The sequence below is a fragment of the Haloferax larsenii genome, from assembly GCF_024730625.1.
Taxonomy (GTDB): Archaea; Halobacteriota; Halobacteria; order Halobacteriales; family Haloferacaceae; genus Haloferax; species Haloferax larsenii.
Window position 1 is genome coordinate 1,141,838 of sequence record NZ_CP078063.1, and the last position, 17,990, is coordinate 1,159,827.

The 17,990-nt window shown below is 63.3% G+C and carries 21 protein-coding genes; 11 read left to right on the top strand and 10 right to left on the bottom strand.

The features are described from left to right. Positions 1 to 83: 83 nt before the first annotated feature. Positions 84 to 1,454: a type I glutamate--ammonia ligase gene (gene glnA, locus KU306_RS05885; protein WP_007544370.1), complete on the bottom strand. Its 1,371-nt coding sequence runs from the start codon at positions 1,452 to 1,454 to the stop codon at positions 84 to 86. Between the two features lie 126 nt (positions 1,455 to 1,580). Here glnA and lrp point away from each other — a divergent pair, with 126 nt between their 5' ends. Then, a complete protein-coding gene (gene lrp / locus KU306_RS05890) occupies positions 1,581 to 2,039 on the top strand; it encodes an HTH-type transcriptional regulator Lrp (RefSeq protein ID WP_007544372.1) in 459 nt (152 codons plus the stop codon). A gap of 321 nt (positions 2,040 to 2,360) precedes the next feature. On the opposite strand, the gene KU306_RS05895 is transcribed toward lrp, so the two are convergent. Further along, positions 2,361 to 3,446, bottom strand: coding sequence for an aminopeptidase (locus KU306_RS05895; protein ID WP_258303154.1), 1,086 nt, complete (start codon positions 3,444 to 3,446; stop codon positions 2,361 to 2,363). Between the two features lie 117 nt (positions 3,447 to 3,563). Between KU306_RS05895 and KU306_RS05900 the strand changes: the two genes are divergently transcribed. After that, entirely contained in the window at positions 3,564 to 4,589 is a 1,026-nt protein-coding gene (locus KU306_RS05900) for a threonine aldolase family protein (RefSeq protein WP_258303155.1), read from the top strand. A 12-nt stretch (positions 4,590 to 4,601) separates the two neighbouring features. Here the strand turns inward: KU306_RS05900 and KU306_RS05905 are convergent, their stop codons facing one another. Together KU306_RS05905 and KU306_RS05910 are read right to left on the bottom strand one after the other, a co-directional pair. Next, positions 4,602 to 4,817 (bottom strand): hypothetical protein, encoded by a 216-nt coding sequence (locus KU306_RS05905; protein WP_258303156.1) that lies wholly within the window; start codon positions 4,815 to 4,817, stop codon positions 4,602 to 4,604. Beyond that, positions 4,818 to 5,762, bottom strand: coding sequence for a cation diffusion facilitator family transporter (locus KU306_RS05910; RefSeq protein WP_007544378.1), 945 nt, complete (start codon positions 5,760 to 5,762; stop codon positions 4,818 to 4,820). Between the two features lie 104 nt (positions 5,763 to 5,866). Between KU306_RS05910 and KU306_RS05915 the strand changes: the two genes are divergently transcribed. Continuing rightward, positions 5,867 to 6,385, top strand: coding sequence for a metallophosphoesterase (locus tag KU306_RS05915; RefSeq protein WP_258303157.1), 519 nt, complete (start codon positions 5,867 to 5,869; stop codon positions 6,383 to 6,385). Positions 6,386 to 6,635: 250 nt separating this feature from the next. Here the strand turns inward: KU306_RS05915 and KU306_RS05920 are convergent, their stop codons facing one another. After that, the gene (locus KU306_RS05920; RefSeq protein WP_258303377.1) at positions 6,636 to 7,643 is read right to left on the bottom strand and encodes an ArsR/SmtB family transcription factor; all 1,008 of its coding nucleotides are present in this window, start codon (positions 7,641 to 7,643) and stop codon (positions 6,636 to 6,638) included. A 96-nt stretch (positions 7,644 to 7,739) separates the two neighbouring features. Here KU306_RS05920 and KU306_RS05925 point away from each other — a divergent pair, with 96 nt between their 5' ends. Genes KU306_RS05925 through KU306_RS05935 form a run of 3 tightly spaced genes read left to right on the top strand, consistent with a single transcriptional unit; the run spans position 7,740 to position 9,424 of the window. Then, positions 7,740 to 7,907 carry a DUF7859 family protein gene (locus KU306_RS05925; protein ID WP_193788049.1) on the top strand — a complete coding sequence of 56 codons (168 nt, stop codon included), beginning with the start codon at positions 7,740 to 7,742 and terminating at the stop codon, positions 7,905 to 7,907. Positions 7,908 to 7,949: 42 nt separating this feature from the next. Continuing rightward, positions 7,950 to 9,152, top strand: a complete 1,203-nt coding sequence (locus KU306_RS05930) for an inorganic phosphate transporter (protein WP_258303158.1) — start codon at positions 7,950 to 7,952, stop codon at positions 9,150 to 9,152. Beyond that, on the top strand, positions 9,149 to 9,424 hold the full coding sequence (locus KU306_RS05935; RefSeq protein ID WP_007544387.1) for a hypothetical protein: 276 nt from the start codon (positions 9,149 to 9,151) through the stop codon (positions 9,422 to 9,424). Before KU306_RS05930 ends, KU306_RS05935 begins: the two co-directional genes overlap by 4 nt. Positions 9,425 to 9,443: 19 nt before the next feature. On the opposite strand, the gene KU306_RS05940 is transcribed toward KU306_RS05935, so the two are convergent. Next, positions 9,444 to 10,838, bottom strand: coding sequence for a hemolysin family protein (locus KU306_RS05940; protein ID WP_007544388.1), 1,395 nt, complete (start codon positions 10,836 to 10,838; stop codon positions 9,444 to 9,446). 158 nt (positions 10,839 to 10,996) lie between these two features. Between KU306_RS05940 and KU306_RS05945 the strand changes: the two genes are divergently transcribed. The 3 genes from KU306_RS05945 (at position 10,997) to KU306_RS05955 (ending at position 12,459) form a co-directional block, all read left to right on the top strand. After that, entirely contained in the window at positions 10,997 to 11,260 is a 264-nt protein-coding gene (locus KU306_RS05945; RefSeq protein WP_258303159.1) for a glutathione S-transferase N-terminal domain-containing protein, read from the top strand. Continuing rightward, positions 11,260 to 11,766, top strand: a complete 507-nt coding sequence (locus KU306_RS05950) for a redoxin domain-containing protein (RefSeq protein ID WP_007544390.1) — start codon at positions 11,260 to 11,262, stop codon at positions 11,764 to 11,766. The genes KU306_RS05945 and KU306_RS05950 overlap by 1 nt, the downstream gene beginning before the upstream one ends. Before the next feature lie 84 nt (positions 11,767 to 11,850). Beyond that, positions 11,851 to 12,459 carry an L-threonylcarbamoyladenylate synthase gene (locus KU306_RS05955; RefSeq protein ID WP_258303160.1) on the top strand — a complete coding sequence of 203 codons (609 nt, stop codon included), beginning with the start codon at positions 11,851 to 11,853 and terminating at the stop codon, positions 12,457 to 12,459. 41 nt (positions 12,460 to 12,500) lie between these two features. Here KU306_RS05955 and KU306_RS05960 read toward each other — a convergent pair whose 3' ends face one another. Beyond that, on the bottom strand, positions 12,501 to 13,163 hold the full coding sequence (locus KU306_RS05960) for a CRISPR-associated protein Cas4 (RefSeq protein WP_258303161.1): 663 nt from the start codon (positions 13,161 to 13,163) through the stop codon (positions 12,501 to 12,503). Between the two features lie 55 nt (positions 13,164 to 13,218). Here KU306_RS05960 and KU306_RS05965 point away from each other — a divergent pair, with 55 nt between their 5' ends. Next, entirely contained in the window at positions 13,219 to 14,871 is a 1,653-nt protein-coding gene (locus KU306_RS05965; protein ID WP_258303162.1) for a spermidine synthase, read from the top strand. Positions 14,872 to 14,912: 41 nt separating this feature from the next. Then, positions 14,913 to 15,800 (top strand): class I SAM-dependent methyltransferase, encoded by an 888-nt coding sequence (locus KU306_RS05970; protein WP_258303163.1) that lies wholly within the window; start codon positions 14,913 to 14,915, stop codon positions 15,798 to 15,800. 44 nt (positions 15,801 to 15,844) lie between these two features. Here the strand turns inward: KU306_RS05970 and scpC are convergent, their stop codons facing one another. The 3 genes from scpC to KU306_RS05985 all read right to left on the bottom strand — a co-directional run bounded on the left by scpC (position 15,845) and on the right by KU306_RS05985 (position 17,945). After that, a complete protein-coding gene (gene scpC, locus KU306_RS05975) occupies positions 15,845 to 17,323 on the bottom strand; it encodes a succinyl-CoA:acetate CoA-transferase ScpC (RefSeq protein WP_258303164.1) in 1,479 nt (492 codons plus the stop codon). Between the two features lie 117 nt (positions 17,324 to 17,440). Then, entirely contained in the window at positions 17,441 to 17,632 is a 192-nt protein-coding gene (locus KU306_RS05980; protein WP_258303165.1) for a hypothetical protein, read from the bottom strand. Positions 17,633 to 17,708: 76 nt separating this feature from the next. Beyond that, positions 17,709 to 17,945, bottom strand: a complete 237-nt coding sequence (locus KU306_RS05985) for a hypothetical protein (protein ID WP_258303166.1) — start codon at positions 17,943 to 17,945, stop codon at positions 17,709 to 17,711. Positions 17,946 to 17,990: the final 45 nt, after the last annotated feature.

The following is a 17,990-nucleotide window of genomic DNA, read 5'->3' on the forward strand; positions in this document are numbered from 1 at the left end:
ACAAATTAAGCGACTATCTGCCCGGCTCTGCCGCTCTCGGTGCTGGAGTCCGAAAGAGAGAGACCGCTGAGAGTACGTCGCGCTTAGAACTTTTCGAGGTAGCGGTCGAGTTCCCACTCGGAGACGGAGACGAGGTAGTCCTGGAACTCCTCGCGCTTCGCTTCGATGAACTTCTCGGTGACGTGGTCGCCGAGTGCGCTCTGGATGACTTCGTCCTCTTCGAGGGCGTCGACGGCCGCGCCGAGGTCCTTCGGGAGCGTCTCGATGCCGTACTCTTCGCGCTTCTGCTCGTCGAACTCGTAGATGTTCTCGCGGACCGGGTCGGGGCAGTCGAGACCGCGCTCGATGCCGTCGAGACCGGCGTGGATGAGCGCCGCGAGAGCGAGGTACGGGTTACAGGACGGGTCGGGGAAGCGAGCCTCGATACGCGAGGCGGCCGGCGTGCGGGCAGCCGGCTTGCGGATGAGCGCCGAGCGGTTGCGGTCGGACCACGCGATGTAGACCGGCGCTTCGTAGCCGGGGACGAGGCGCTTGTAGGAGTTCACCGTCGGGTTGGCGACGGCCGTCACGGCAGGCGCGTGTTCGAGGATACCGGCGGTGAACTGCTTGGCAGTCTCGCTCAGGTCGAACTCGTCGGCACCGTCGTGGAACGCGTTCTCGCCGTCCTTGAACAGCGAGATGTGCGTGTGCATCCCCGAGCCGTTGATGCGGGCGATGGGCTTGGGCATGAAGGTCGCGTGGAGGTCGTGTTCGGCCGCGATGGCGCGAACGACGGAACGGAAGGTTGCGACGTTGTCGGCCGTCGAGAGGGCGTCGTCGTACGTGAAGTTAATCTCGTGCTGACCTTCGGCGACTTCGTGGTGCGAGGCTTCGATGTCGAAGCCCATGCTTTCGAGGCCGTAGATGATGTCACGGCGCACGTCCGACGCGAGGTCCTTCGGCGCGAGGTCGAAGTAGCCACCGGCGTCGTTGGTCTTCGTCGTCGCGCGGCCTTCGTCGTCTTCTTCGAAGAGGAAGAACTCCGGTTCGGGTGCCGCGTTGATGTCGTAGCCCATCTCTTCGGCGCGGGCGATAGCGCGCTTGAGAACGCCGCGCGGGTCGCCGCTGAACGGCTCACCTGTGGACGTGTTGAACACGTCACAGATGAGGCGGGCGGCTGCGCTGTTTTCTTTCTTCCGCCACGGCAGGATGGCGAACGTGGACGGGTCGGGTTCGAGGCGCATGTCCGACTCCTGAATACGGACGAAGCCGTCGATGGACGACCCGTCGAAGTAGATGCCTTCCGTGAACGCCTTCTCGGCCTGGGACGCCGGAATCGAGACGTTCTTCACCGTGCCGAGAATGTCGGTGAACTGGAGGCGGAGGAAGTCGACGTTCTTCTCTTCGATTTCGTCGACGACTGCCTGTGCTTCGGCGCTCAGACCGCCGTCGGTGACTGCATTGTCTTCCGTCATTTTCCTGGACACACGAGTGGAACACCCGGAGTATAAAGACCTTTCCGCTTAATGCAATTCCCCGGTGTTCGCTGTAGAATTGGATATTCGTAAAATTCTAATGCCCCCGGACGGTTTCTCAATGTAATGACGTACGAAAACCTCGACGCCAAACTCATCAACGCACTACTCGGCGACGGTCGCGCGAGTCTGCGAAGCCTCGCCGAAGAACTCGACGTGTCGGTCACGACCGTCTCGAATCACCTCCGCGACCTCGAAGACGAGGGCGTCATCGAGGGGTACACACCGCGCGTGAACTACGACGCACTCGGCTACGACGTCACCGCCGTCATCCAACTGAAAGTCGAGGGGTCGGCTCTCCCCGACATCACAGAGCGTCTGCAGTCAGAAAAGCAGATGATTTCGGTCTACGAGGTCACCGGCGACTACGACATCATCGCCATCGGCAAGTTCCGCGACACCGACGGCATGAACACGCAAATCAAGAAGCTGCTCACCGACGCCGACATCCGCGAGTCCAACACCTCAGTCGTCCTCAACGCCGTCACCGAAAACGAGCAGTTCGAACTCGACATCGAGGAGTAGCGACGCGAACGTCACTCGGTTTTACGATTATTCCGAACCTACCGAGCACTTCCGAGTCTCTACAGATGGAAGGGCACCGTTTCGACTGGAGAATTCCGGACGAGAGCACCTGTGAGACGCCCGTCTGACGGATGTCGCACACGGTAGTTGTTGGTACGTTGAAAGGGTAGTGTTTCGACTGGAGAGTGATGGACGGCGGTGGCCTGCGGGGGCAGACATGTGGAGACGAAGCTCTACTTTTTCCCGACCGGAACGAAGTGATGGTCGCAAAAACTCGGAGGGAAAAAGACCGCACCGAGGAGTCGCTGCTTAGGAGTCTGTTCAGAACTCGTCTTCGAACACAAACGTCCCGTTGCGCTGGACGACTTCCCCATCGACTTCGATGCGCGATTCTTCGGACATATCGACAATCATATCGACGTGTTCGGCGCTCTCGTTGACTTCGTTGTCGTCGCCGACCGTCTCGGGGTAGGCCGAACCGACGGCCATGTGGACCGTGTCGCCCATCTTCTCGTCGAACAGCATGTTGTAGCTAAAGCGGTCGATGCTGCGATTCATGCCGATGCCGAGTTCGCCAAGGTAGCGCGCGCCCTCGTCGGTGTCGAACACGCCGTCGAGAACCTCCTCGTTTCGCTCGGCGGAGTACTCGACGACCTCGCCGTCTTCGAAGGTGACGCGGACGCCCGAGACCTCGCGGCCCTGTCGGTACAGCGGCAGGTCGAAGTAGACCTCGCCGTTGACCGACTCCTTCACGGGCGCGGTGAACACCTCGCCGCCGGGAAGGTTGTGTTCGCCCTTGTCGTTGATGGTGGTGTTGCCCGCGACGCTCATGGTCACGTCCGTCTCGTCGCCCGAGACGATGCGCACCTCTTCGGCGTCGTCCATAATCTCGACCATCTGCGCCTGCAGTTCCTCCTGTTTCTCCCAGTCGAGGCTGACGGCGTCGTAGACGAAGTTCTCGTACTCCTCGGTGCTCATGCCGGCGAGTTGGGCGCTGCCTTTCGCGGGGTACTGCGTGAGACACCAGCGTTTCGAGAGCGCTTCCTTCTGAATCGGCTGGTAGGCCCGTCGCCACGCGGCGTTGACCTCGGGGTCCACGTCGCTCATCTCCGTCGCGTTCTCTTCGGCGCGGACGTTGATGAGCACGTCTGCCTCTTCGAAGAGCGCGAGTTGGTGCGACGGCGTCTCGAACTTCTCGCCGTCCGAGGCGCGGAGGTACGCGCGGTCGAATCGGGAGTTGCTGTCGGTGGTGACGACGTACGCTCCGCGCTCGCCGACGAGCTCGCAGATGGCGGTCACGAGGTCCTCGGCGACTGGGGGTGCAGAGACGACGACGTTGTCGCCTTCCTCGACGCGAGTCGAGTGGTCGACGATAGTCTGAGCGTGTTCGCGGATGCGTGGGTCCATACCGCGACGTGCGTCTTCGCACACCAAACACATTTCGAAGCGCAACTATTGCCGATGCAGTGACGCCGCGGCGAGTGACCCCCGATTATTTCTCGCTCGGTGCGGTCTCTTCGCGCGATGATAGACCTTCGCAGCGATACGGTCACACTCCCCTCTGACGAGATGCGCGCGGCCGCGAAAGACGCCGAGGTCGGCGACGACGTCTATGGCGACGACCCGACGGTGAACGAACTCGAAGCGCGCGCCGCCGAACTGGTTGGTAAGGAGGCCGCGCTGTTCGTCCCCTCCGGCACGATGGGCAACCAAATCGCCGCCCGCGTTCACACAGACCCCGGACAGGAAGCACTCGTCGATGCCGAAGCCCACGTCTACAAGTGGGAGGTCGGCGGCTTCGCCGAACTGTCGAATCTGCAAATCCGCGCTTTCGACGCCGGCGAGCGGGCCGCTCCGACGCCCGAGCAGGTACGCGAGCACGCACGCGAAGAATCCCTCCACGTCGCTGGGACAGGCCTGCTCTGTCTCGAAAACACGCACAACGCTCGCGGCGGCGTCGCAATCCCGAAAGCCGACATCGACGCGGCGGCCGAGGCGGCCCACGACCTCGACATTCCGGTTCACCTCGACGGTGCCCGTCTGTTCAATGCCTGTGTCGCGCTCGACGAGGACCCCGCAACGATGGTCGAGAACGTCGATACCGTGATGTTCTGTCTCTCGAAGGGTCTCGGCGCGCCCGTCGGGTCGATTCTCGCCGGTCCCGAGGCGTTCGTAGAACAGGCCGTTCGCGTTCGAAAGCAGTTCGGCGGCGGCATGCGACAGGCCGGACTCATCGCCGCACCCGGCCTCGTCGCCCTCGACAACGTCGAGCGCCTCGCCGACGACCACCAGAACGCCCGCATCCTCGCCGAAGGTCTCGACGATATCTCCGGGCTGTCGGTCCCGACGCCGGACACGAACATCGTCGTCATCGATTCCGAAGGTGCAGAATTGACTGCCGAGGAGTTCGTCGGCCTGTGCGACGACGCGGGCGTCCTCGGCGGGACGTTCGGTGAGTACCACACGCGCTTTACCACGAACCTGAACGTGTCGCGCGCGGAGGTCAAAGAAGCAGTCGAGCGAGTTGCGAAGGCAGTGCAGTCGAAGTAGGCTGTCGTCCCGCTAGAACGCCAGTCCGACGACGAGCCACAGTACACCGCCGAGGGCGAGCGCGCCGCCCAACGCCTTCGCTAATACGCGCTGGAGTTGTTCGGCTTTCTCTGGCGAGTCCTTCCACTTCTGCGGCGGAACTACGTTCCGTACCGACATCGGCCGTCTGTACATGTAGCTACCGGCGGCGACGAACATCAGCGGGGGAACGAGTAGTGTGAGGTCCATCTATAGCTCGGGTTCGATGTAGACGAAGTGGACGCGGTCGTCTTCGGACTTGAGTGTCTCTTCGATTTCGGTGATGTAGTCGTCTATCTCTTCGGTGCCGAGACTCGAATCGAAGCTCACGTCGAGCGTGACGAGTAGCTTCTCCGCCCCGACGTAGGACGCCCTGAACTTGTCGACGTGGGAGACCATCGGATGGTCTCGAACGAGTTTGCGAAGGCGCTGTTCGTCTCGCGTCGGCACGCTCTCGCCGATGAGGAGGCGCTTGTTCTCCCACGCGAGCGCGATTGCGAAGCCCATGAGCATAATCCCGATGAGGAGCGCGGTGGCAGCGTCGTACATCTCGTTGCCCGTGTATTCGGTCAGCCCGATGCCGATGAGGGCGAGCACCGCGCCACCGAGGGCGACGGCATCTTCGGTGAACGCAGTCAGCGTCGTCACGTCGCTGGTCTCGCGGAACGCCTGCACCAAGCCGTCCCACTCGTACTCGTTTATCTGGCGGCGGAGTTCGGCGTTCGCCTTCACGAAGGCGTACGTCTCGAAGACGATAGCACCGACGAGGATGGCGGCGTTGACCCAGACCGGACGAACCTCCATCCCGAAGAGGAGAACTGCCTCGCCAGCGCCACCGTGGCCGGGGTGCATCAGGGCGTTGTAGCCGTGTTTCGCAGACTCCCAGCCGGCGATGCCGAAGAGCATCACCGAGACGAGAAACGAGTAGAAGAACTGCGCTTTGCCGAAGCCGAACGGGTGTGATTGGGTCGCCTTGCGCCCACTGTATCGGATTCCGATGAGGAGGAACACCTGATTCCCCGTGTCCGAGATGGAGTGGTACGTCTCCGAGAGCATGGAGGGACTCCCGGTCGCGAGAAACCCGAGGAATTTGAGAATGGCGATGGCCCCGTTCGCAAAGAGGGCCGCGACGACGACTGACGTGCTGCCTGCCATATCGTGGGCCACTCTGCCCGCCCGGATAGTGTTTCCGTCGTCGACACGACCGAATCCACGCCGCGGTCGGTAGGTTTCAATGCCCCCATTGCATAGGTCGCCACATGCTCGTCGTCCTCTCCGACACCCACAGCACAGCCGGTCATCGACTCTCTGGTCCCGTCCTCGACGCGGTCCACGACGCCGACCTCGTCGTCCACGCCGGGGACTTCATGCGCGAGTCGGTCCTCGACGACTTCCTCGACGAGACGAATCGGTTCCTCGGCGTCTACGGAAACAACGACGACGCGGGGATTCGCGACCGAATTCCCGACGCTCGAAACTTCACGTACGGCGGCGTCGAGTTTGCGATGACGCACACGCGACGCGGCGGCGGTACCGCGCTCTCACTGTTCGGACGCGAACGCGGTGCTGACGCAGTCATCTTCGGTCACAGCCACCGACCGACGGTCGATACTGGCGGCGACGTTGCGCTTCTCAACCCGGGGAGCCACGCCCAACCCCGGGGCCACCGCGAGGCGTTCGCGGAGTTGGAAGAACTCCCTGATGGCGGACTGCGCGGTCGATTGGTTGCGACTGACGGCGACGTATTCGAGACGTTCAGGATTCTCCCGCGGGACTGAGTGTGTGACTTCCCTCTCCATCGAGGACCGACAGGAGGGGCGTCAGCAGGGAGGTTCGGAGGGGGCCGAAAGAATCAGCGGGGGCAGGGCTTGCTTGGGGGCTGTTCGAGGCCACGTTTGGAGGACGACGGGGGGCAGGGGCACGGAACTGGGGAGGGTGGATTCACCCGTCGTCGGGGACCGAACGCAGCCTCTACCCAACCAATAGCGTGGTGAGATGAAATACACTCCGTAGGCTAAAAGAGGTGTTTTAGCTACGCAGCAGGCCGAGCGTCACCCACGCGACGAGGACCGTCAGCCCTCCGAGGAAGAACAACGCGCCCGGCGAGAGCGACCCAATCGCATCTGCGACTCCCGACGACGCAGTCGTGAGTTCGACCGCCGTGTCCGTGACGTACTGGGTCGTCGTCACCGTCTCGGTCGCTGCCGTCTCGGTCGCGGCCGGTTCCGCGGTCGGCATCGGCGTCGACGTCGCTGTCTCGGTCGGAGCACTGGTCGCAGTCTCGACGGCTGTCTCAGTCGCTTCCTCGGTTGCAGTTCGGGTCGCTTCCTCGGTCACGGTTTGGGTCCCCTCGTCACCCGCCGTCCACGTCGCCTCGTCAGTCGTCGTCGCCTCCGAGATTCCGACATCGCCGCCGTCGGACGTCGTCGTCGACTCGGTTCCTATCGTATCCGACTGTCCACTCGTTGTGGTGGCGTTTGCTCCGTCGTATTCTGTGGTCGTCGAGGCGTTGCCCGTACTGACGGCACCGTCACCGCCGCCGCCGTCTCCGCCGCTTGCGCTACTTCCCATCGCAAACGGCGTAATTGGGCCTGTTCTGGCGAGACGGTTGACGACGGCCGCGCCGATACCGAGGACGCCGACGCCGCCGATGAGACGCGAGAGCGCGCTCTTGAGGCCTTTCGTCTCTTCGTCGCGCCCGGCGACGACGACGAGGGCGCGGTCCGAGGGGGCGTAGACGTTCATCTCGCGGCCTTTCTCGGAGTAGCGCGTGCCGGTGACTTCGATGAGCCCCGCGTCCGAGAGATTCCCGAGGTGGTACTGGACGTTCTGGAGCGACGTGTCGACTTCCGTCGCGAGGTCGGAGGGTGTCGCGGGCGACTCGTGGAGTGCAGAGAGCATCGACCGAGCGGTAGACGAGGAGATAGCGCCGAGAAAGTCGTCTGCCTCCTCGCTGTCGAGGCCGATGACCCGTGGGTCGCGTTCTTCCCGGTCGTCGTCCGAGCCACCGGAAAGGGAGGGAATGAGGTCGGCCATCTGTTCGCCGTACTCACCTGTCACGTATGAGTGTTGATGTTCTTGCAGGACGACACGCCGAAATTGCTATACTTCGGGGACTCGGAGACGTGCCACATGACTGGTCTTCTGGTCGTTGACGGCATCGTCGACTTTCTGGCGGGCGACCCCGTCTTCACGGGCCTGCTCGTCTTGATGCTGCTTTTCGTCTTCTTCGCGTATCTCCTCGTTCGACGGACCCTCTTGGGCCTGCGCGAGGGATACGACGACGCCCGGAAGCGGTAGGATGTCCCACAATACTCCCTCGCGTAACCGAGGTGTTCGTCTGTGGTAGCTATTGGCGCAGTCGGGACGTTCGTCGTCGCAGCACTCGCGAGTCTGTTCATGGCGTGGGCCATCGGCGCAGGGTCGTCGGGGTCGACGCCGTTTGCCCCGGCTGTCGGCGCGAACGCAATCTCCGTGATGCGCGCGGGCTTTATCGTCGGCCTCCTCGGATTCGGCGGTGCGATTCTCCAAGGTGCGAACGTCACCAACGCCGTCGGAAACGAACTCATCGGCGGCGTCACGCTGACGGCACCCGCCGCGGTCGTGGCACTGCTCACGGCTGCCGTGCTCGTCGCGCTCGGCGTCTTTGCGGGCTACCCAATCGCGACGGCGTTCACCGTGACCGGTGCTGTCGTCGGCGTCGGTCTCGCGATGGGCGGCACTCCAGCGTGGCCCAAGTACCAACAAATCGCCACTCTGTGGGTGCTTACGCCGTTCGTCGGCGGGAGTGCAGCATACGCCACCGCCCGCGGCCTGCGCGCCGAACGCATCTCCGAGGTGTGGGCCGTGCCAGCCCTCGCGGGTCTCGTCGGCGTTCTCGTCGCGAACATGGAGTTCGCTGCGTTCGCTGGCCCCGGCGAATCAGACTCGATTGCGCGACTCGCGGCTCGCTCACTGGTCGTCAGTGCAAGTGTCGGAACCGAGACGCTCTGGTTTGTCGCCTCTATGCTCGCGGTCGGTCTCGTCGCTGCCGCGGTCGTCGGACGGTGGGTCACAGTCGACGTCGCGTCGGGACAGCAGCGATTCCTGCTCGTCCTCGGTGGACTCGTCGCGTTCTCTGCCGGCGGGTCGCAGGTCGGTCTCGCCATCGGGCCGCTCGTCCCGCTTCTCGACGTTGTGACTGTCCCGCTCCCGGCGCTTCTCGTCGGCGGCGGACTCGGTCTGCTCGCCGGGTCGTGGACGGGCGCGCCGCGGATGATTAAGGCGCTCGCGCAGGACTACTCCTCGCTCGGGCCGCGCCGCTCTATCGCCGCGATGATTCCCTCGTTCGCCATCGCACAGACGGCGGTCGCCCTCGGCGTCCCCGTCTCGTTCAACGAAATCATCGTCAGCGCCATCATCGGTTCCGGATACGCCGCGAGCGGTGCTGGCGTCTCCGGGCGGAAGATGCTCTACACGGTCCTCGCGTGGATTGGGTCGCTACTCCTCGCGTTCACCCTCAGCTACGGCGGGTTTACGCTCGTGTCGAGCGTACTCTCTGTGTGACTGTTCGCGCCCTCCGCACCGCACTTGCGACACTCGTTGCTGCTCTGTGGGCCGTCTTCGGCGTCTACCACGTCGCGATGGCTGTCGTCACTGGCCTCTCGATTCGTGGGGTTACGTTCGGAAGCGTCGGTCTCGGAGCGTTCGCCCTCTCGGTTCTCTTCTGGAGACGGTCGCGGCGGCTCACCACGGGAACCGAGACGCGACAGGAGTTGGTCGTGCTCGCGGTGGCGTCGCTGGCGCTGATACTCGTTTCGTTCACGCTCCTCGGGTGAAAATAGAGTCGAAGGCGGCTCAGGCGTCGGTCTCGACTTCCGCCTCTTCTTCGTCGTCGATGTCGTCGGCGTCGTCTGTGCCGCCGACGTTGGTCTGGATGCGCGCTTTCATGATGCGCGTGTTGTCCACCTGCTCGATGCGGATGACGATGTCGTCGTAGGTTATCTCTTCGCCCTCTTCGACGAGACGACCGGCGCGGTTGAAGATGAAGCCGGCGAGCGTCTCGAACTCCTCGCCCTCGGGGAGTTCGATTCCGAGAATCTCGTTGACCTCGTCGATGTTGACCTCGCCGCGGACGAGGAAGGTATCGTCGTCGACCTCTTCGAACGGCTCTTCTTCGTCGCCTTCGAGGATGTCGCCGACGATTTCTTCGACCATGTCTTCGAGCGTGATGAGACCCTCTGTGGTCCCGAACTCGTCGATGACGATGACCATCTGCATTCGGGTGTCCTGCATCTCGGCCATCAGTTCGTCGACGTTCTTCGACTCGGGGACGTGGAGCGTCGGCGAGACGATGTCGGCGAGGCTGATGCCGCGTTCGCCGTAGTACTTCTCGCGGACGAGGTTACGGATGTTGACGATGCCGATGACGTTGTCGAGGTTGCCGTCGTAGACGGGCACGCGCTCGTGGTCGGCCTGGACGCAGGTTTCGATGGCCTCGTCGATGGTCGCGTCCTTGGAGACGGCGGTCATGTCCAGTCGCGGGGTCATGACCTCCTTGGCAATCGTCGAGTTAAAGCGGAAGATGCGGTCGAGCATCTCGCGCTCTTCTTCCTCGATGACGCCCTCGCGCTCGCCCGTCTCGATGAGGTTCTGAATCTCGTCGCGGGTGACGTACGTCGTCTCGATGGCCGTCTGGCCACCGGTGACTTTGTTGATAACCCGAGTCAGGTAGTCGAAGAAGACGACGAGTGGCAACAGCAGCAACTCGGCGTACTTCAGGGGGCGCGCGATGCGGAGCGACCACGACTCGGTGTTTTCGACCGCGTAGGACTTCGGCGCGCTCTCGCCGAACAGCAGGACGATTGCCGTGATACCGAACGTCGCGATGGCGACAGCTTCGCCCTGCTGGAAGCCGACGAACACCAAGAGCCCGGTCGAGATGGACGACATCGCGATGTTGGCGATGTTGTTTCCGACCAGGATGGTCACGAGGAGGCGGTGTGGGTCGTCTTTCAGCGCTTTCACCCGTTTTGCACCGGGGACTCCCTCTTCGACCATCGAGTCGACACGGTGTTTCGCCAGCGAGAACATCGCAATCTCGGATGAAGAGAAGAACGCCGAGAGTCCGATGAGCACGATAATTGCAGCCACTCCGAGGGCAGTGATTACGTCGTCGCCAACCGGGAGGTTCGAGACCTGTGCGGCCGCGAGTATCGTGGCTGGAAATATTGGTAGCAGCGGCAAACCCATGTAACTACAAAGTCTTGCATGGCACCGAAATTAAGAGTTGCCCTCGGGCGCATCGGCAGTCGGCACCGGGGAGCGACTGTCTCCCACCCAAAGACGGCATTGCGGCCCAGATACCCGGGAGCGAAGCCCTTAGGGTGAAAACTTCCTAACGACCCCCCATGTCCGACGACCAGCCGGCGATTACGCTGTATCGGTTGCAGGCGTGTCCGTTCTGCGAGCGCGTCGTTCGCGTTCTCGAAGAAAAAGGGCTGAACTACCAATCGCGATTCGTCGAACCGATGCACTCCGACCGCGACGTAGTCAAGCGAATCTCCGGCAAGCGAACCGTCCCCGCCATCGTCGACGAGAACACCGGCGTCACGATGTCTGAGTCGGCGAACATCGTCGAGTACCTCGAACACACCTACGAGGGGGCCGCATAATGGTCGATTTCGAGGTCGTCGAACTCCCCGACCACGACGCGCCCGCCGTCGGCGACACCGCGCCGGACTTCACCCGCCCGCTCGTCGAGGACGAATACTGGGAGGACGCCTCCCTGTCGGACCTGACCGACGACGGTCCCGTTCTCCTCGTCTTCCACACCATGGACGGCGCGTTCCCCGCGACGTACATCTGGAACAACCTCCGCGACCGCGGCGTCCCCGACGACGTGCAGGCGGTCGGCGTCTCCATCTCGTCGCCCTACGAGCACAAGACCTTCCTCGCGGAACGCGAGGTCGACGCTCGATTCTTCTCGGACCCCGCCGCAGGCATCGCCACCGAATACGGCATCGAAAACGACCTCGACGACATGGCCGGCATCACCGAACATCGACCCGCGGTCTTCCTCCTCGACGAGTCGCGCGAGATACAGTATCGCTGGGTCGCCGAAGCGTGGCCGGACTTCCCGGACTACGACGATGTCGCTGCGGCTGTCTCGGACCTGTAGCAGACGCTGCCTGTCCGAGACGCCCACACGCCACGAATACCGGCTTTCGTCACCCTTTTTCTCACCTCCCGCTTCGATTCAGCTATGAGTGACGACGCGCCGACCACCGACGACGTTCACCGAGCGGCCGCCGCTATCCGTGACGGCGACGCGGTGGTCTATCCGACAGAAACAGTCTACGGAATGGGTGCCGACGCCACCTCGCCCGAGGCCGTCGAACGCGTCTTCGACATCAAGGGCCGCGACCGCGACAAACCGCTCTCGGCCGGCTTCCCGGACGTCGACTCCGCACTCGACTACGTCGAAGTGACCGACCACGAGGAAGCGTTCATGCGTCGGTTCCTTCCCGGCCCGGTGACTGTCGTCGTCGAACGCCGCGAGAGCCTGCCGGACGTCCTCGTCTCCGGTCGCGACCGCGTCGGCGTCCGCGTCCCCGACCACGACCTCGCGCTCGAACTCTTCCGCGCGGCCGAAACACCCGTGACGGCCACGAGTGCGAACCTCTCCGGCGCGGGGAGTATCACGAATCCGTCGCAACTCCCCGACGAAATTCTCGACGCCGTCGCGGTCGTCCTCGACGGCGGCACGACACCCGGCACCGAGAGTACGGTCGTCGACCCCGGACAGGGAATCGTCCACCGTCGCGGCGCGATGGCCGACGATATCGAAGCGTGGCTCGAAAACGAATTGTAGCGGCTCCGACTCCAGCGACTCGGTAGCACTCGCTGGCTGATTTAGAACCCGAGTAACGACTTCAACGACCGCGTCTTCACCCCGCATTCGGTCCGGTACGAACATCCGTCGCACTTCGCCGAGTCTTGGAGCCGCGGCGGGACGAAGTCGAGTTCGCGCGCGACGCGAAGCGCGCGCCGGTAGGCTGCTTTGTTTCTCGTGGTCAGGGTGACCGTCCTGACGACACCGACTGCCGGATACTCCACGATAGCTCGCGGCACCTCGGCCTCGCGCTCCCACGCCAGTGCCTTTGCGAGCGCGACTGCTCTCACGCGTTGCGGTTCCCAGACGCCCTGTTCTGGAGGTGTTCCGGGTGACACGAACGACGGAATCGGTGGGTCGCCGACGAGTTTGTGCGCGATGCCGCGGCAGTCCTTTCCCGTGAGGAGGACGTCGCGGGCGACCGGCTCCGTCAGTGCCTCCCACTCGTCTCGGTTCCGTAGCTCTCGGAGGTTCGTGCGGTAGTCCTCCGGGGACGTCGCGAGTGGCCGCGTCGTGAGTTCGTCGTCACGCGCCTCGACCAGCGACGGATACTCGAAGGCGAGTGCTCGAATCGCGTCGACCGACGATGGCGGCTCTCGCGTCTCTTCGCGGCGGGCGTAGTACAGTTGCCGCGGGCAGTAGGCGGCGCGGGCGAGGTCCGACGCGGCGACCAGCGACGACATGGCGCGTCTGGCCGCGCTTTCGTATTTATGTGTTCGCCGCCCTAGACATACCGACATGGCATCGACGTCCGTCCGCTCGTGGGTTCGGATGACGCGCCCCGAACTGGCCGTGTTCGTCTCCGGGGTCACCAGCATGGGACTGGAGATTCTCGCCGGGCGGATGGTCGCCCCCGAGTTCGGAAGCAGCATCTACACGTGGGGGAGCATCATCGGCGTCTTCCTCGCCGCGTTGAGCCTCGGCTACCACCGAGGCGGCCAGCGCGCGTCCAACGCATCGAACACCGCACTCGTCTGGGTGTTCATCGCCACGGCGGCGTACATCGCGGGTCTCATCCTCCTCGGAGACTTCTTCTTGCAGGCGACTGCGACGCTCCCGCTTCCCAACCGATTCGCCTCGCTTCCGGCGGTCACGCTGCTTTTCGGCCCGCCGACGTACCTCCTCGGCTACGTCAGTCCGTACGCGGCAGAACTCTCGGGGCAGTCAGACGTTGGCGCGGCCTCGGGCCACGTCTACGCCGTGGGAACTGTCGGCAGCATCATCGGCGCGTTCGCCACCACGTACCTCCTTATCCCGTCGCTGAGCGTCGTCGATATCGGACTGGTCTTCGGCGTCATCTCGGTCGGCACGGCGCTGTACCTCGCGCGGCCGAGCGTCAGTTCGCGGGAGACCGTCTGGAGCGTCGGTATCGTCGCTTTGCTCGTCCTCGCGGCGACGACCGGGAGCATCGGTCTCGACGACCGCGGGACCACCGTCTACCACACTCAGACTGCCTATCAAGAACTTCGCGTCGTCGACGCCGACGGGACGCGAACGCTCTATCTCGACGGGCAACCCCACAGCGCGATGGACCTCGACGACCCGACGCGACACGTCTTCGACTACACCTCGTACTTCCACGTCCCGTTCCTCCTCTCGGACGACATCGACCGCGTGTTGTTCGTCGGCGGCGGCGGGTTCACCGGCCCGCGAGTGTTTCTGGAGAAATACCCCAACGTGACCGTCGATGTGGTCGAAATCGACCCCGAAGTCGTCTCGGTCGCAAAGGAGTACTTCGACGTCGAGGAATCGGACCGACTGAACATCTACACGATGGGCGGACGGCAGTATCTCCAAGAGACGAACCAGACGTACGACCTCATCGTCCTCGACGCCTATCGGAAAGACAGGGTCCCGTTCGAGTTGACCACGGTAGAGTTCATGCGCCTCACCTCGGAGCGACTCGACGAGGACGGCATCCTCTTCGCCAACATCATCTCCGCCCCGAGCGGCCCCGCCTCGAAGTTCTACCGCGCCGAGTACAAGACGATTAACCAGGTCTACCCGCAGGTGTACAGTTTCCCCACCGCGGGGAGCGTCGTCGTCCAGAACATCGAGGTGGTGGCGACGAAAAACGCGACGCTCGTCACCCGAAACGAGTTGCAGCAGCGGAACCGCCAACGCGACGTCGGCGTCTATCTCGCGTCCGAAGTCTCGACCTACCGGAACAGCGAACCGACCGACGACGTGCCGATTCTCCGCGACGACCGCGCTCCCGTCGATAGCCTCATGGACCCGATGGTCGGCCAGCGGTACGTCATCCAGCAGTCGAACGAGAGCGACCGGCCCGAGAACGACAGCAGTCGAAGTCCCCCATCCGAGAACAACAGCAGCGAAAGCGACCGAAACGAAGTCGGTGCGAACGTGATAGCCGCCGTCGCTCGTCGTTAGCGACGTATTAGCTAACACGCTTCTGTGCGTCTATCAAGGGAATGAGCCAATACCGGCAGTCGGTATTCGCGGCGATACTCCCCAATCGGCTCCTCCAGCCAATCAAGCAACACGGCGTGGCGGGTGCAACGCGAAAGGCACTCACCAGTCCGACGGCGGCGTATCGGCATCTCTCGGCCGCCGAAACGCCGGAACTGCTGCCGAGACACCGGTATGAATCCCCGCCGTCCCCGAACGAACTCGAATCGTTTGTCTTGGACCTCGGACTCGACGCGACGCATCGTGACATCACCGACGCGTGGCTTGCGCTCGCGGGCGACGAGCAGTTCCGTGCGGAGTTGACGGCGTCGTTCCGGCGAACCGCGACCGGCCCGGACGTGTTCTACCACAACTGGCGCGACGTTCTCTCCGTTCTCGTTCGACTCACAGAACCCGAGATGGTCGTCGAAACCGGCGTCCGTGGGGGGCTGAGTGCAGCGTATCTGTTGAGCGCCCTCGACCGCAACGCCCGCGGGTCCCTCGTCTCTATCGACCTCGGAGACACCTCGGTGTTGCCTGCGGACCTCGACGACCCGGAAATCGGGTGGCTCGTCCCCCACCGACTCCGGGAACACTGGGAGTTACGCTTGGGTGACTCGACAACCGAACTGCCGTCCGTCCTCGACGACAGCACGGACCTGTTCTTCAGCGACGTTCCGAACGCCATCCTCCGAGACGAGTTGGCGATAGCGGCAACGCGGATGCGACCCGGGTCGATTATCGTCACCTGTTGTCCAGTCGGGTCGGCCGCCGAAGCGACGTGGAACGAGTTCGCCGACGCCGCGCTCACGAACACCTCGCGAGCGACGCGATGGGTGTCTGAAGACGGCCGGTCGGACCTCTGTGCTGGAATCCTAGGAGACCACGGCACAGGTGGCTTCGAGGCGTAAATCACGCTGCATTCGGCTCCGCACTACTTCTCCGATGGCTTGCCTCACCCCTCTGACTGCCAGTCGAAGGCCCGTTCGAGGTCGTGTGGGATGTGACCGCCGCCTCGTTCTGCCCGCTCCAGATACCGGCGCAGGTCGCTTCGATACTCGGGATGCGCACAGTGTTCGACCAGCTCTTCGGCTCGTTCTCGTGGTGCGAGTCCGCGTAAGTCGGCGACGCCCTGTTCCGTAATCACGACCGAGATATCCTGTTCGGTGTGGTCGACGTGCGGAACCATCGGCACGATGCGCGAGATGGTGCCCTCCTTTGCGGTCGACGACAGCGCCACAATCGGAACGAGCGCGTTGCGGTTGAAGTCCCCGCTCCCGCCGATGCCGTTCAGCAGGTGCGTCCCGCCGAGGTGCGTCGAATTAACGTGTCCATAGAGGTCGACTTCGAGGGCGCTGTTGACGCCGACGACGCCGAAGCGGTTGACGACCGCTGGGTTGTTGGAGATGTCCGACGGTCGGAGCACGACGTTCTCTGCGTAGCGGTCGATGTCTTCGCAGAGCCGTTCTTGGCCGTCTTCGGACAGCGCGAGGGAGGTCGCACTCGCCACGTCGAGCAGTCCGTCGTCGAGCAGGTCCAAGAGGCCGTCCTGTATCACCTCGCCGTAGTAGTTGACCTCGCGGTCGCCGAAGTCGAAGTCGCCGAGCGCGCCCATAAGCGCGTTTCCGAGGCTTCCGACGCCGAATTGGAGTTGAACCGATTCCGCAAAGACCGGATTGCCGTGAATCTCGTCGGCCAGAAACTCAAGAAGGTTCGCCGCGATAGCGCGGTCAGCCTCGGTCGGTTCGCGGAACGTGTACGAGGTGTCTCGGCGCTCGGTTCTCGTGACGCCGACGAGTTTCTCGCTCGGGAACTCGATTCGAGAGGTTCCAATCCGCTCGCCGGGATGCGTCAGCGGAATCGGCTTGCGGTTGGGCGGTCGCCCCGGCCGGTAGACGTCGTGTATCGCTTCGAGCTCTCGCGGGAGCGAATCGTTGATTTCGACGATGAGGCGGTCTGCGGCGGCGACGTACGCCGGCGTCGGCCCGATGGAAAGCGAGGGGACGAACCAGTCGTCGCCCACGGCGACTGCCTCGACCACCGCGATATCGACATCGACGTGCTGGCCGAGTTCGATTTCGTCGCTGAGGCGGGAGATGTGACTGTCGTGAAACGCGATTTGCCCCTCGTTAATGGCCGTCCGCGCCTCCGTGGTGACCTGATAGGGGTAGCGGCGCTCGATAGCTCCCGCTTCGACGAGTCGCGTGTCGATTTCCTCGCCGACACTGCCGCCGCTGACGATGGTCAACGAGAGGTCGCGGTCGCTCTCGGCGAGTGCGAGCGGTACGGCCTTCGGGTAGCCGACGCTCCCGAACCCACTCGTCGCGAGGGTTGCATCCGCCGGAATCGACGCCGCGAGAGTCTCGGCGTCTTGCACGGAAACCGACCCGTGGATTCGACTCTCGTCGGATTGCCTGTGAGTTTCGTCGGCCATCTCAGTTCACGTCCTCCGGTTGGGTGCCGATTCCTTCCAGCCAACCGCTGACGAGTCGGCGTTCGGGTGTGTGGGGTGAGCTTTCGGTCATTGACACTCAGTTTCGCGCTCCGAACGTTACTCTGTTCTGTCGAGGGCGTCACGGTATGCGCGCGGTCCCGCGACGGCGGCGGTTCCGAGTACCATCAGCATCACTCCCGTTTCCAGTCGTTGACTCGCGACGACAGTGGGCGTGAGCATCCCGGTCAAAAGGAGGACGCCGACGAGAAACATGATACTGCCGAGGATATCGAGTGGTTGAATATTCACGTTAGTTGGGGGGATTCCCGCTCGTCGCAAAAGTCTTGTTGCTGCTACCTAGGGGTTCCGCGGTGATGGATGGCGATTACTGTCTGAAAAATTCTATCTCGAATCCATTTAGAATGTGGACGATGAGAGATTGACCTTTCTCCCCGGTTACTTCCCATTGCGTACTGCGCTGGGCACGCTCCTGGTCTTTCGAACTGCGTTGGGTGTGTTCCTCGTCTTCCATCTGCTCCGCTTCGACCTGTACGTCGTACGTTCCGGGGCGAGCAACGTCAGTGTGTGTCGAGCGATAGCCGTGCGCTTGCGGTTTTTGCACTCTCTCATGGTATACTTGCTTGGGGTCCGAAAATAGTCCGCCGTC